Source organism: Afipia broomeae ATCC 49717 (assembly GCF_000314675.2).
GTDB lineage: Bacteria > Pseudomonadota > Alphaproteobacteria > Rhizobiales > Xanthobacteraceae > Afipia > Afipia broomeae.
Genome location: NZ_KB375282.1, coordinates 2,548,930 through 2,562,917 on the forward strand (window position 1 = coordinate 2,548,930; position 13,988 = coordinate 2,562,917).

At 59.1% G+C, this 13,988-nt stretch carries 15 protein-coding genes; 13 read left to right on the forward strand and 2 right to left on the reverse strand.

Features of this window, described 5'->3' with window-relative positions; translation table 11 throughout:
- The first annotated feature begins 23 nt into the window (after nt 1-23).
- The 4 genes from HMPREF9695_RS11880 (at nt 24) to HMPREF9695_RS11895 (ending at nt 3,302) form a co-directional block, all read left to right on the forward strand.
- Nucleotides 24-395, forward strand: coding sequence for a Crp/Fnr family transcriptional regulator (locus HMPREF9695_RS11880; protein WP_006021101.1), 372 nt, complete (start codon nt 24-26; stop codon nt 393-395).
- Nucleotides 392-1,204, forward strand: a complete 813-nt coding sequence (locus HMPREF9695_RS11885; RefSeq protein WP_006021102.1) for an MBL fold metallo-hydrolase — start codon at nt 392-394, stop codon at nt 1,202-1,204. Before HMPREF9695_RS11880 ends, HMPREF9695_RS11885 begins: the two co-directional genes overlap by 4 nt.
- 822 nt (nt 1,205-2,026) lie before the next feature.
- Nucleotides 2,027-2,371, forward strand: coding sequence for a TauD/TfdA family dioxygenase (locus HMPREF9695_RS26950; RefSeq protein ID WP_245258747.1), 345 nt, complete (start codon nt 2,027-2,029; stop codon nt 2,369-2,371).
- Nucleotides 2,364-3,302 carry a hypothetical protein gene (locus HMPREF9695_RS11895; protein WP_006021104.1) on the forward strand — a complete coding sequence of 313 codons (939 nt, stop codon included), beginning with the start codon at nt 2,364-2,366 and terminating at the stop codon, nt 3,300-3,302. Before HMPREF9695_RS26950 ends, HMPREF9695_RS11895 begins: the two co-directional genes overlap by 8 nt.
- A gap of 100 nt (nt 3,303-3,402) precedes the next feature.
- Here HMPREF9695_RS11895 and HMPREF9695_RS11900 read toward each other — a convergent pair whose 3' ends face one another.
- Together HMPREF9695_RS11900 and HMPREF9695_RS11905 are read right to left on the reverse strand one after the other, a co-directional pair.
- Entirely contained in the window at nt 3,403-4,002 is a 600-nt protein-coding gene (locus HMPREF9695_RS11900; protein ID WP_006021105.1) for a mobile mystery protein B, read from the reverse strand.
- Entirely contained in the window at nt 4,002-4,472 is a 471-nt protein-coding gene (locus HMPREF9695_RS11905) for a mobile mystery protein A (protein WP_041711724.1), read from the reverse strand. The genes HMPREF9695_RS11900 and HMPREF9695_RS11905 overlap by 1 nt, the downstream gene beginning before the upstream one ends.
- 263 nt (nt 4,473-4,735) lie before the next feature.
- On the opposite strand from HMPREF9695_RS11905, the gene HMPREF9695_RS11910 reads away from it, so the two are divergent.
- From HMPREF9695_RS11910 to trbK-alt, 9 genes are all read left to right on the forward strand, one after another.
- The gene (locus HMPREF9695_RS11910; protein ID WP_006021107.1) at nt 4,736-5,902 is read left to right on the forward strand and encodes an ABC-three component system protein; all 1,167 of its coding nucleotides are present in this window, start codon (nt 4,736-4,738) and stop codon (nt 5,900-5,902) included.
- Nucleotides 5,903-5,909: 7 nt separating this feature from the next.
- Entirely contained in the window at nt 5,910-6,398 is a 489-nt protein-coding gene (locus tag HMPREF9695_RS11915) for a three component ABC system middle component (protein WP_157223931.1), read from the forward strand.
- On the forward strand, nt 6,398-8,377 hold the full coding sequence (locus HMPREF9695_RS11920; protein WP_006021109.1) for a DUF3732 domain-containing protein: 1,980 nt from the start codon (nt 6,398-6,400) through the stop codon (nt 8,375-8,377). Before HMPREF9695_RS11915 ends, HMPREF9695_RS11920 begins: the two co-directional genes overlap by 1 nt.
- Nucleotides 8,378-9,040: 663 nt before the next feature.
- Entirely contained in the window at nt 9,041-9,982 is a 942-nt protein-coding gene (gene trbB / locus HMPREF9695_RS11925) for a P-type conjugative transfer ATPase TrbB (protein ID WP_006021110.1), read from the forward strand.
- Complete coding sequence (locus HMPREF9695_RS11930) at nt 9,979-10,302, forward strand: TrbC/VirB2 family type IV secretion system protein (RefSeq protein WP_006021111.1); 324 nt, start codon at nt 9,979-9,981, stop codon at nt 10,300-10,302. The genes trbB and HMPREF9695_RS11930 overlap by 4 nt, the downstream gene beginning before the upstream one ends.
- Nucleotides 10,302-10,574: a VirB3 family type IV secretion system protein gene (locus HMPREF9695_RS11935; protein WP_006021112.1), complete on the forward strand. Its 273-nt coding sequence runs from the start codon at nt 10,302-10,304 to the stop codon at nt 10,572-10,574. The genes HMPREF9695_RS11930 and HMPREF9695_RS11935 overlap by 1 nt, the downstream gene beginning before the upstream one ends.
- A gap of 5 nt (nt 10,575-10,579) precedes the next feature.
- Nucleotides 10,580-13,015, forward strand: a complete 2,436-nt coding sequence (gene trbE / locus HMPREF9695_RS11940) for a conjugal transfer protein TrbE (RefSeq protein ID WP_006021113.1) — start codon at nt 10,580-10,582, stop codon at nt 13,013-13,015.
- Entirely contained in the window at nt 13,012-13,740 is a 729-nt protein-coding gene (gene trbJ, locus HMPREF9695_RS11945) for a P-type conjugative transfer protein TrbJ (protein ID WP_006021114.1), read from the forward strand. The genes trbE and trbJ overlap by 4 nt, the downstream gene beginning before the upstream one ends.
- A gap of 8 nt (nt 13,741-13,748) precedes the next feature.
- Nucleotides 13,749-13,985 carry a putative entry exclusion protein TrbK-alt gene (gene trbK-alt / locus HMPREF9695_RS11950; protein ID WP_006021115.1) on the forward strand — a complete coding sequence of 79 codons (237 nt, stop codon included), beginning with the start codon at nt 13,749-13,751 and terminating at the stop codon, nt 13,983-13,985.
- Nucleotides 13,986-13,988: the final 3 nt, after the last annotated feature.

The window sequence follows — 13,988 nt, forward strand, 5'->3', positions numbered from 1 at the left end:
GTGCCGGACGGCTGGGCTGCACTATGACAATTGAGAAATGTATCAACGAGTATGACGCCTCGGAGATGATTTTCGAGGAAGGATCGACCGGCCGCGAGCTGTTCGTGGTGCTCGACGGCAAGGTCGACATTGTCAAGAATTCCGGGGCAGACAGAACTGTCATCGTCACCCTCGGCAAGGGTGAATTCTTCGGAGAAATGGCCGTTATCGACGGCTCCGCGCGCTCAGCCAGTGCCGTTGCCGCCATCGCCGGCACCCGTGTGATGCGGATCAATCACGCCCGCTTCGTTTATCTCGTCAGCCAGCAGCCGGCCTTCGCGCTGATGATCATGGATGCGCTGAGCAAACGGCTGCGGGCCTCCAATGCCGTCAACTTCAGGACCGCGGCGCCATGAGCGACCGGAAACCCTCGCCCTTTCCGATTCTTCTCAGCAACGACGTCTGCTCCCTGATCCAGGCCGCCGAAGACGTCTATCAGATCCGGTTCAAGAACCGCGCCGCCAACGCCTATCTGGTCCGCGGCAGCAAGCGGACCATCATGATCGATGTCGGCCTGTCTTCGAACTATCCGCATCTGCTGGAATGCCTTCAGCACCTTGGCATCAAGCCTGCTGACATCGACATGGTCGTGCTGAGCCATGAGCATCTCGACCATATCGGCGCCGCGTATCATTTCAACGGCAGGACAATCATCGCCGCCCATCGCCTGGCCGCGAACAAGATCATGCTGCGCGACGACTTCTCGATGCTGCGCAAGATGTTCAACGAGCCGAATGTGCCGATCGACATCGACATCTGGCTTGAGGAAGGCAACCTGATCGACCTCGGCAACTTCCGGCTGAATGTGATGTACACCCCGGGCCACACCTCGGCGTGCATCAGCCTGTTCGATCAGGACAAGGGGCTGCTGTTCGCCGCCGACACCCTGATGCCCGGAGGCGTCATGGGCGGCGTGTTCGGATCGGGAAGCATCGCCGACTACATCCAGTCGCTGGAACGGCTGAAGGGACTGGACTCGAAAATCCTGCTGTCCGGCCATGGCCGCCTGTCGGACACCCCTCATGACGACGTGAGGATCGCGATTCAGCGATCTCACGCGCTGCTGTCCGACACGGCCCAACTGTTCGACGCTCTCGACGCGCGCGCGAACTTCGACCCGATCATGCAATCGGTGCGCGACCTCAACAAGCTTGATGACTCGTGAGGTGGGCTCAGACCGTTGCCGGTATCAATTTAAGGAAGGTTTGGAGCGGGTGAAGGGAATCGAACCCTCGTATTCAGCTTGGAAGTCAGAAAATTCTGAAGTGCGTTCAACGGCCATTCTGACATTTTGCAGCTTTTTGACCCATTGAGATCATTACAGAATTTCGCGTTGTCAGAATAGCAATTACGCGTCGCACGATAGCGAACCGTTTGGCCACGACTGAGGCGGCTCAAGAGCGGCTCCCCCGTGCGTCATATCCATCCTGGACGATGCGTTGACCTCGCCGACCTTCGCGCTGCAACCGCAAGGTTCGAGCAGGAATGAATCGGGAGCCTCGTCATATTTCTGGTCCGCGCAACCGCCAACGGCCCCCCAGTCCGGCACTTTAATTACAAAGCTTTTCAAGTCAGCCTCAAGACAGGGTATCAAAGTCTCGATTGAAAGCTATCTATCGAACTCGGAATTGGTAACTCTGATGGCATCACAACCTGCACGATGACCATGCGCGGTCGGCCCACAGTGCTCACCGTGCTGGCTCAACGCGGGTGGGTCCAACATCGCGCGGCTGACTCTGGCAGCGACGCTATGCTGAACGAGATCCGGTGGCTTGGCGACAGCCTGGGGATGCGCGCACTTGGACGCGCCCGCGCGCTTGAGGAGGTCGTTCAGCCACAAAGAAGTCCAGAGGCTCATCCGCGTTCCTTGAGCGCGCGATATGGCCTAGATGCCCTGCCTTTGCACGTCGAGCTTAGCCATCGACCGAGGCCGTGCAGGTACCTTCTCTTGGGGTGTCTGGCGCCAGGTGCTCCGCGCGCTACCACGATGCTGCTCGACTGGCGAAGCCTTGCCTTCTCCTCAGACGACTTTCAGCTCCTCGAAAGCGCCCCTGTTCTCGTGCGAACTGGGCGCCGCTCTTTCTATTCGACCATCCTGTCTTCCGATCGGACGTTTCTCCGATATGACCCTGCTTGTGTTGAAGGCGTCGAGCAGCGCGGCCGCTCCGCGTTGCAACTTCTGGCGCGTCGACTTTCGCTCGCCTCATCCGAAAACCACGAATGGCGCCAAGACGACATTTTGATTATCGACAACTGGCGCGTCCTGCACGGACGCGGCCCTTCCCAGCTCAACTCGGGCCGGAGCCTAGCAAGGATTCTGATCGATGCCTGACGACGTCTTCATTGCAATCAGCGGCGAAGCTCTCCATTCCAAATCCAAAGTTTACGTGAGCCGCGCACTAGCGAGAAAAAGCCTCGGGGATCTCGACGAATACCAACTATGGGCTTCCCTGGCGCTCGAGCTGCTCGGAAAAGCTGCGCTCGCTCGCAAGCATCCTAGCCTCATCGTCGATCCCACACACTGGCAGTCGATGTTCGTCGCCGCCGGCATCAACGTGACAACTGACGTCAAGACGATCACCGCGAAGACACTATTCGAACGCCTAGCTCACCTTGTGCCGCGGTTCGATAAAACGATTCAGAAATTCTGCGAAGGCATTGCGGAACGTCGCAACGCTGAGCTTCATTCCGCCGATCTGCCATTTCGCGCCATGCGGCTTGACGCCTGGGAGGCGCGTTATTGGCACGCCTGCGATACCGTTCTTCAGGAGATGGGCTCGTCGTTAGAACATTGGCTAGGAGCGACCGACGCCAAAGCTCCTCGCCGATTGCTCGACGAAGCAGCGAACGCTATCGACGCAGCGGTGAAACTGCGCGTGAACGCTGCTAGGGACAAATTCAAAGCGTTAAAGAAATCCGTAAGGGATCGCCTTGCCGCGGAAGCTACATTGCGAGAGCCCCAGCATCAGGCAGCCCTTTTCAGAGATCGTTTCGACGAGGTGTGGGTTGAAACCTGCCCCTCATGTGGGTGCCGTGCATTCATGACAGGGGAACAGACTGGCGAGGATATCAGCGAAGAGCGCGATGAATATGCCGTTTGGGAAATCGTCGACCGTGAATTTATCGGCGAGGAGTTTCGCTGTCCGACTTGCGAATTGTCACTTATAGGAAGCGACGAGATCAAGGCAACTGGCCTCAGCTATGTCCATGAGGACCAGCAAGAGCGGGAGCTCCAGTACGAACCTGACTATGGAAATGACTAGCAACTCAACGCGAACGGGCTGTACGATGCATTTTCGCCAGTCCACAGCACATTACCAGCCGGTGCGCAATGTCTGGCACCCGTCTGCTTGTATAAGATGCTCAGATATTGATACCCACAAACCTCGAAAGGAGATTGTGATCACCGGCGTCGGCAGCCCGCAAAGCTGCAATGTAGCTGTTGCGCCGCTCGTTGTCGCTTTGCAGATCGTGACCGGCAGCCCAATCGATCGGCGGTTGTTTTAATCGCTCGGCAAGGTAGATGTCAGCGGCGATGCGGGCATGGCGACCATTGCCGTTCGCAAACGGATGAATTTGAACCAACCGGTGATGAAAACGCGCCGCAGCTTCGAGCGGCAGATAAGTGCCATGTTCAGCCCAATATCGCGCGTCGTCCAACAACATTCGAAGCTGCACTTGGATCTGAAGCGGATCTACTCCGATATTAGTCTCTCGCTCGCGAAATTGCCCTGCCCAATTCCACACTTCGCCGAATAATCGCCGGTGTAGTTCCAACATGAATTGTTCAGTCAGGATATCGCTCTTGCGACGGCGACCAATCCAAAGCAACCCGCTTTGAACGTTGGCTTGCTCCAATTCATTTAGCTGTTCGCGCGTTGTGACGTGCCCGAATTTGAGTCCTTCCATCTGAGCTGGGTCGACGGGTGTCGCACCTTCGGGCTCGTTGGAGATTGAATTCATTAGTCGGCGGCCCAAAAGTCAGCCGGCATGGTGTGCATTAGCTCGCTAGCGATGCGCTCTATTTCCTCCTTATTTTTCGCCACCGACAGAGACTGTCGCTCCAAAGCCATATGTGTGCTGGCTTTATTGACTAGGGCTACGGCTTTTCGGTGGGCTTGGGCTTTAATGGCGTTCTCGATGGAAGCATCCTGGGGAACGATCGCGTAGACAAAACGGCAACCCATCGCCTCAGCCATTGACTGCATAGTTTTTAGGGTTACGCCCCCAGAAAGTTCTGCATGTTCGGCTTGAGACACGCGAGCGCGAGTGACACGGAGACGGCGAGCAAGTTGTGCGGCCGACATTCCGAGTGCCGTGCGGGTAGTTGCAATCCAGCCCTCAGACGGGCGGCTGAGCTGCTTGTCGACCGCGGCGGCCGCCCGATCTACAATTTCACGATATTGCTTTATTGCGAGGTGTTTGACGCTCATATTGTCAACTTATTTGTTTACATGAGAGCTTAGATGTCAATGTATAACTATACGTTCCTGTTGAAACGTCAACTTATATATTGACATTCTGTGGCAGAACGTCAGTATTTTGCTTAAGATTCGATTTTTTCCATGACGAGGAACTCGCCAGCGCTTTACTCTTCGGGCGAGTGTTCATTTTCTTCAACTTCGGGGCGTATCCAGCTAACGCCTTGTCGCGCGTCGATCCCCCGAAACGAACTTAATGACTTCTGAAGGACCGCATGAGCCTGGTCGAGCTTGAAAAGCCCTTGAAGACGGCCGCGGCTGGTCAATACCTCGGCTATTCGCTGCAGCAGCTCCGCCTATGCCATCACCTACTTCGGGTTCCCGATGGCGACGTCGTTTCCCTTGAGTATTTCGACGATGTCGCCGTGCATCGAGCGGATGGGACTGTACTCTTAGAGCAGATCAAAAGCGCGATCGATGGCAATCCAGCGGCCGACCGCTCAGACGATCTCTGGAAGACGTTTGCCAATTGGGCTGACCGTTGCGTCGCCAAAACGATCGCACCAGAGACGACTGATTTTAGATTGTATATTGTCTCCGCCAAGACGGGAGATTTGGTTCACGAGCTCCACGCCGCGGCAACGCCGGAAGGCGCAGCAGAGGCGCTGAAGAAAATCAAGAAACTAATCAATACTAAGAAACCCAACGCGGGATGTAGTCCTCATATTCTGCGTTTCCTGGAAGCCGGCGAAGATATCTGCAGCGTAATTATTAGGCGCTTCCAGCTGGTAATTGATGCCGATCCAGTGGAGGGAATACGCGAACTGCTTCGCGCTGGAATCCCCGCCGAGGCATTGGACGACCTCTGTGCCGCCGCCATCGGAATGGCGCGGGATCGCATCGACAAATTAATCCGCGACAAACAACTTCCCCTCATCTTGGCGACGGTTTTTCGACAGAGCTTTCAAACATTCAGCCGGCGTTCCAACTTGACCAATCTGTTGGTTTCGACCGCGCCAGAGCCCTCATCGGAAACGATTACTGCGCTGGTCGACAGCGCTCCGGTATTCGTTCGCCAATTGGAAGCTGTCGACGCCACGTCCGACATGCTTGTTACAGCCGTAAGCGATTTCCTCAAAACGACGGCGGATAAAGTGCATTGGGCTGACGATGGTCGAATCATTGACGACAGTCTGAACGATCTCGACAGACAGCTTGAGCGACAACATAAAATTGCAAGGGATGAGATCGAGGACGTTCAATCCTCGCTTAGCGAACCAGCAAGGGGGCGCGCGCTCTATCGCAAATGTGCGGCGACTACCCTTCCTCTCGATGGTCAGACCCTACCCTCGCATTTTATCGCGGGAGCCTACAATTGTTTAGCCGACGGCCGCCGTCTCGGGTGGCACCCTCAATATCAAACGCTGTTCCCCCCGGAATGAGGCCGCTGTGTCGGATTTGGAACTATCACCAGTCGCTTTGGTACAAAACCCCGCCTTCGGTGCGCAGCTTCTGTGGAATTTTGGTCGTGGATATCAGGCCGAAAAGGTGGGCGATCTACCACCATTGACGCCCTTTTTTCTTGTTCTGCCGCTGCTTCTGCATAAGCCAACCCTGAATATCATACGGTCGACAAACCAGAGTTCTGGTCTCAGCAAATTCGTTGCAAAGCTTAGCGACCATCGCGAGCAACTTCTCGCCATTCATGATCGAGCCATGGCAATGCGTTTGTTGACACTCGAGTCCGTCGCTGCCGGCATTGCAAGCAGCCTGCTGCATGTGGATTACGAAACAGCAGCCGTGAGATCAAATGATGCGAAGCCACCACTCTCTCCCGAACGTGTGAAGTATCATGTGACGAACGCAGAAAAGCTCGGCCGTTGGTTTGCGCGCCTCCCCATCGGACAAGCGTTTGCATTATTGCAGGTCGTGCCCTGATGCATTTCCAGATCCGTAAACTCATCTTATGGTCGAAGGCCGGACATGCTCCGCGAATTCTTGAATTCGAACCAGGGATGGTCAATGTAATCAGTGGAGCATCGAAAACCGGTAAATCCGCTGTCATTCCCATAATTGACTACTGCTTAGCGTCGGGAAAATGCGGAATTCCCGTTGGCACGATCCGAAACACCTGTTCGTGGTTTGGAATCGTCATCGACACGATGGTTGGCCAGAAGCTTTTGGCTCGACGTGAGCCTGGCGAAGCCCGACAAACCGGGGATATGTTTCTTCTTGAGGGTGACGCAGTCGAGGTTCCGACAGACACGCCGGAAAAAAACACAACCGCCGATTCGGTGAAGCGAATGCTCGACGAACTGGCTGGATTGTCGCAACTACGCCTGAATCCAGACACCGAAGTCGGCTACAATGCCCGCGTCAGCTTCCGGGATCTTGTCGCATTCACGTTTCAGCCACAGTACGTCGTTGCTAACCCAATGGTGCTGTTCTTCAACGCCGATACAACAGAACATCGCGAAAAGCTCAAAGCTATCTTTCCCTATGTTCTCGGCGCGCTAACACCCGAAATGCTTGCGGCGCGCTGGGAAATCGAGAGACTGCAAAAAGATCTCCGGCGGAAAGAAGCAGCGTTGGAATCGGTGAAGAAGGCGGTATCCGCTTGGCAGATCGAGACCCAAGCATGGGTACGCAATGCCATCGAGCTTGGTTTGCTTCCTGTCGGCACTCAGATTCCTGCGGAGTGGATCAATATCATTGATCTTTTAAGACGTGCTGCCGGGGCGAATACAAGAACAGCGTTTACGTCGCTGGATTCAATCGACCCGACATTGCAGCAGTTGGGAGCACTTCGGCAGGAAGAGAATGAAGCCGCCGCAGAGCTTGCTGAGCGCAGACAACGGCTAAGTGAGATCCAACGGCTACTAAACAACAGCGAAGACTACGGTTCCGCTGTCCGCATTCAGCGTGACCGTTTGGATATCGCCGGCTGGCTTCGCACCCGAACGCAAGATTCAGATGATCCACTTGTCACGCTAGGCGACGGGGGCAGAGATAAGCTCGATACATTGGCGCAGGCGTTGGCGGGCCTAGACGTTCAAATTCGGACGCAGCCGGGCCTTTCGGATGCATTCGACAGAGAGAGACTACGGTTGAGAGCCGAAGTTGAAGCAGCAACAGCTAGGTTGGCGAACGCACGGCAGACGATTGCCCTGCTCGAGCAACGATCGGAACAGGTCCGTGCAGCAACCTACCGGCAGGACCGCATTGAGCGGTTCGTTGGCCGGCTGGAACAAGCCTTACAATCCTTCGATAGAGCGGACGACAATTCCGAGCTCGCTGAGGAAGTCGCTGGTATCAGGGAGCAGATTGAACAACTACGTGCGATTTATTCGGAAACTCAGGTCTCCCGAAAGACACAAAATGCCCTGCGGCAAATCGAAAACATCGCAGCCACGATTATTCCGACGCTCGATGCCGAATGGCCCAATGCCCCAATACAACTTGTGATCAATGATTTAACAATCAAAGTCATACATACTGAGAGAGAGGACTATTTGTGGGAAATAGGTAGCGGCGCGAACTGGCTCGCGTATCACGTTGCTGTCACAATGGCGCTCCAACGCTTCTTCATTGAAACGCCCCATCACCCGGTCCCAGGATTGGCAATCTACGATCAACCCAGTCAGGTTTACTTCCCAAGAGGATTTGCTTCTGCCGAATATGAAGATCGACCCGGTCGTACTCGTGATGAAGACATCGCCGCTGTAAGAGCGGTGTTCGAAGCTTTGGGTCGAGAAGCTATCCGGGCCAAAGGGCAACTTCAAGTAATCGTCTTGGATCATGCCGGACCAGATGTATGGGGCGAAATTGAAGGGGTCACGCTCGCGCACGAATGGCGCAACGACCAAAAGCTCGTCCCGCCAGGCTGGTTAGACGGCACCACCGCTTCAACCACCTAGTCATCTGTTTTCATCGGGCCGACTTTTGCGAACACTATCTGCGGCCTAATGTGTTGCAGTCAGACACGTCTATGGGATTGTTCCCGAATCGGTCGAAGGACTCGAAAGACGGGAAATCGCAAGGACTGTACTTCGTATTTTATCGCCCCAAAATCTCCCAAAGTCGCCCTCGACTGAGTCGTGCCATGGCCGAAATCCAATTGTCTGATCCGTCAGTCTGGCAGTCCCGCGCAGCGCAAGCACGGCGTATCGCGAGCATGCTGCTCGGCCACGACGCGGAAATGGTCGAGACTTATGCCCGGGAATGCGAAGAGCAAGGCCGGAACGCCTCCGCGAGGGCGAGATATTCCCTTTCCCTCGTACCGGTCGATTCAAATCGCGTCGGGCGTCTAACCCCGGGCCGATCAACGGCCGGCACGCGCGCGGCTTAGCCCTCATAATTCCGATCATTGTTGGGAGCGAGTGACCGTGGCCCGGTGACTCCGCCAATTACCTGTTTTCATACGCCATCCTACGACCGCCATCTGATCCTTGTTGCGTCCGCCCGGATCATGCCTTTTCTAATCATCCCCACGACGGGATCGCCATCGGCGGTCTCAAACGGTGGGGACCGGGGTGGCAAACCAATCCAATCGATCCGAAGCGACGCAACGTGGCGCGCGCATGCTGCGCACGGCGCTCGGGCCTGCGATCACCGCGTGGCTGGAGGAGCCTTCCGTCGTCGAGGTGATGCTCAACCCCGACGGCCGGCTTTGGATCGATCGGTTGAAGGGTGGACTGGAAGACACCGGCGAGCGGCTGTCGCCGGCTGATGGCGAGCGCATCGTGCGCCTGGTTGCGCATCACGTCGGCGCCGAAGTCCATCCGGGTTCGCCGCGCGTCTCTGCCGAATTGCCAGAGACTGGTGAGCGGTTCGAAGGCTTGATCCCGCCGGTCGTCGCCGCACCGACGTTTGCGATCCGCAAGCCAGCGGTTGCGGTGTTCACCCTCGAGGACTACGTCGCGGCCGGCATCATGCAGCCGAGGCAGGCCGATCTGCTGCGCCTCGCAGTCCAGAAGCGAAAGAACGTCCTGGTCGCCGGCGGCACCTCGACCGGCAAGACCACACTGGTCAACGCATTACTCGCGGAGGTCGCCAAGACGTCAGACCGCGTGGTGCTGATTGAGGATACCCGCGAGCTGCAATGCGCGGCACCGAACCTCGTGGCGCTGCGCACCAAGGATGGCGTCGCGTCGCTCTCCGATCTGGTGCGTTCTTCATTGCGGCTGCGGCCAGACCGAATCCCCGTTGGCGAAGTGCGCGGCGCCGAGGCGCTGGAGCTGCTCAAAGCCTGGGGAACCGGCCATCCCGGCGGCATCGGCACCATTCACGCGGGCTCGGCCATCGGCGCGCTGCGCCGTCTCGAACAACTGATCCAGGAAGCGGTCATCACCGTGCCGCGCGCGCTGATCGCGGAGACCATCAATCTCATCGTCGTCCTCGAAGGCCGCGGCTCGCAACGACGCGTCGCCGAACTGGCCGCGGTCCGTGAGCTGTCGCCTGCCGGCGACTACGTCCTCCTCTCAAGCAATCCCGAAACCATCCCCGAAAGTGACCGGTCATGATCGTCCATCGCGCTCGTCCGTCGCATCGTCTCACCCTTGCGGCAGTCCTAGTCGCCCTCACCACACTGCCGGCATACGCGGCCGGCTCCAACATGCCGTGGGAGCAACCGCTCAATCAGATCCTGCAATCGGTCGAGGGGCCGGTCTCCAAGATCATCGCGGTGATCATCATCGTCACCACCGGTCTCACTCTTGCCTTCGGCGACACATCCGGCGGCTTCCGGCGGCTGATCCAGATCGTGTTCGGGTTGTCGATTGCCTTCGCGGCGTCGAGTTTCTTCCTGTCGTTCTTCTCGTTCGGCGGGGGAGCGGTGATCTGATGGCCGACATCGTCGAACCCGTCCCCGGCTTTTACGCGCCCGTGCATCGCTCCTTGAGCGATCCGATCCTGCTCGGCGGCGCGCCGCGCACGGTCGCCATCGCCAACGGCACGCTCGCCGCCGCGATCGGCCTCGGTCTGCGTCTATGGATTCCGGGACTTCTGCTGTGGGCGATCGGACACGCGGCCGCGGTCTGGGCGGCCAAGCGCGACGCGCAATTCGTCGACGTGGTGCGACGTCACCTGCGCTACCCCGCGCATTTTGGAGGGTGAGCGCGATGATGAACCTCTCAGAATATCGCAAGCGCCCTGCTCTCTTAGCCGACTTCCTGCCTTGGGCCGCACTGATCGCGCCCGGCGTCGTGCTCAACAAGGACGGCAGCTTCCAGCGCACCGCGCGGTTTCGCGGACCAGATCTGGATTCCGCGACACCTTCAGAACTCGTCGGTACGACCGCGCGTCTCAACAACGCGTTGCGACGTCTGGGCTCCGGCTGGGCGATCTTCGTCGAGGCGCAGCGCAACGCCGCCAACCGCTATCCCGACAGCCGCTTCCCCGACCCCGTCTCGGCGCTGGTCGATGCCGAACGCCGGGCACAATTCGAGGAGCAAGAAGCGCATTTCGAGAGCGCGTATTTCCTGACGCTGTGCTGGCTGCCCCCGGCGGAAGACGCCGCGCGCGCCGAAGCCTGGCTCTATGAAGGGCGCGAGCGCGGCGGCGTCGACGGTCACGAGGTGCTGCGCGGCTTCATCGATCGCACCGGACGCGTGTTGCAACTGATCGAAGGCTTCGTGCCGGACGCGGCCTGGCTCGATGATAGCGAGACGCTGACCTACCTGCACGCCTGCATCTCGACCAAGCGCCATCGCGTCCGAGTGCCCGAGATTCCGATGCAGCTCGATGCGCTGCTGGTCGATGAACCGATGGCGGGCGGTCTCGAACCGCGATTGGGATCGCAGCATCTGCGCACGCTGAGCGTTATCGGATTCCCGACCGCGACCTTCCCCGGCGTGCTCGACGAGTTGAACCAACTCGCGTTTCCGTATCGCTGGTCGACGCGGGCGATCATGCTCGACAAGACCGACGCCACGAAGTTGCTCACCAAGATCCGCCGGCAGTGGTTCGCCAAGCGCAAATCGGTCGCGGCCATTCTGAAGGAGGTGATGACCAACGAGGCCTCGACACTTCTTGACACCGACGCGGCCAATAAGGCCGCCGATGCCGACGCCGCCTTGCAAGAACTCGGCAGCGACATGATCGGCCAGGCCTACGTCACCGCGACGATCACGGTGTGGGATGCCGATCCGCGCACCGCTGACGAGAAGCTACGGCTGGTCGAAAAGGTGATCCAAGGCCGGGACTTCACCTGCATCGTCGAGACCGTGAATGCAATCGAAGCCTGGCTCGGCTCCCTGCCCGGCCATGTCTACGCCAATGTCCGGCAGCCGCCGGTCTCCACCCTCAATCTCGCCCATATGATCCCGCTCTCGGCGGTATGGGCGGGACCGGAACGGGACGAGCACCTCGGTGCACCCCCGCTGTTCTTTGCCAAGACCGAAGGCGCGACCCCGTTCCGGTTCTCTATCCACGTTGGCGATGTCGGCCATACCCTGATCGTCGGTCCGACCGGCGCTGGCAAGTCCGTGCTGCTGGCGCTGATGGCGCTACAGTTCCGCCGCTACGCGCACAGCCAGATCTTCGCGTTCGATTTCGGCGGCAGCATACGTGCCGCGGCGATCGCGATGGGCGGCGACTGGCACGATCTCGGCGGTGCTCTCTCCGATGACAGCGCGATGTCGGTGACCTTGCAACCGCTGGCCGCGATCGACGATGCCGCTGAGCGCGGCTGGGCAGCCGAATGGATCGCGTCGATTCTCGCCCGCGAGGGCATCACCGTCACGCCGGAGGCCAAGGAACATCTGTGGACGGCGCTGACGTCGCTGGCCTCCGCGCCCGTTGGCGAACGAACACTGACAGGCCTTTCCGTACTGCTGCAGTCGAGCGCGCTGAAACAAGCGCTGCGGCCCTATTGCCTCGGCGGGCCGTTCGGCCGCCTGCTCGATGCCGAGGCCGAACGCTTGGGCGATGCGCCGGTACAGGCGTTCGAGACCGAGGGCCTGATCGGCAGCGCCGCAGCGTCCGCCGCGTTTTCCTATCTATTCCATCGCATTGAAGGCCGGCTCGACGGTTCACCGACGTTGCTGATCATCGATGAAGGCTGGCTGGCGCTCGACGACATCGGCTTCGCGCAACAATTGCGCGAATGGCTGAAGACCCTGCGCAAGAAGAACGCCTCGGTGGTGTTCGCCACGCAGTCGCTGGCCGACATCGAGGGCAGTGCGATCGCCGCCGCTATCGTCGAGAGCTGCCCGACACGGCTGTTCCTGCCGAACGAGCGCGCGATCGAACCGCAGATCATGACGGTCTATCACCGCTTCGGGCTCAATGATCGCCAGATCGAGATCATCAGCCGGGCAACGCCGAAGCGCGATTACTACTGCCAGTCCCGCCGCGGCAACCGCCTGTTCGAGCTTGGCCTCGGCGAGGTGGCGCTTGCCTTCACCGCGGCGTCCTCCAAGACCGACCAGGTCACCATCGCCGAACTCGTCGCCGATTACGGCCGCGACGGGTTCGCCGCCGCCTGGCTGCGCCGCAAGGGCAGCGATTGGACTGCCGACCTCCTCCCCACCCTCGTCACGGAGCCATCGCCATGACTCGTATCCGTTCGCTTGCAGCCGTCGTCACGATATCGGCCTCCCTGTTCGCGGCCACGCCCTGCCCAGCGCAGATCGCCGTGTTCGATCCGTCGAACTACAGCCAGAACCTGATGACGGCGGCGAATACGCTGAAGCAGATCGATAACCAGCTCACGGCGCTGCAGAATCAGACCCAGATGCTGCTCAATCAGGCGCGGCATCTCACCAGCCTGCCGACGTCATTGCTCAACGACATCGACCGCACCTTCACGCAAACCCAGAACCTGCTCAAGCAGGCCGACAGGATCGCCTACGACGTCCAGGCGATCGAGCGGACGTTCCAGAAGTACCAGGGCTTCAGCGCGTCACAGAGCGATCAGAAATTGGTCGATGGCGCGCGTGATCGCTGGCAGACCTCGGTCTCGGCGTTCCAGCATGCGATGAGCGTCGGCGCGACCACCGTCAACAATCTCCCTGCCACGCAGTCGCATACCGACACTTTGGTTGGTGCCAGCCAATCGGCGGTCGGCGTGCTGCAAGTGTCGCAAGCCGGCAACCAGTTGCTCGCAGTGCAGGCCCGGCAGATGGCTGATCTCACCGCGCTCGTCGCCGCGCAAGGCCGCGCGCAATCGATCGAACAGGCGCGTCAAACGGCAGGCGAAGACCAGGCCCGCGAGCAAGTGCGCCGGTTCCTGACCAACGGCCGGGGTTATCAGCCGCAATCCGTTCAGATGTTCCACTGAGGCCGCGCATGATCACGCTCGTTCGCACCGCAGCCCTCTCGTTGATCGCCCTCGTCACGACCGGTTGCACGATTCCGTTGCGGCAAGCCCGCGACGAGGCTCCGCCGCCGGCGAGCGATCCGCTCGATGCCCGCCTCCTGCGCTGCAGCGCGCTGGGGCCAAAAGCTGCCGCCGACGATGCCGATTGCCAAAGCGCCTGGGCGGAAGCGCGCCAGCGCATCCTGCCGCCACCGATGGGGAAGTGAGCC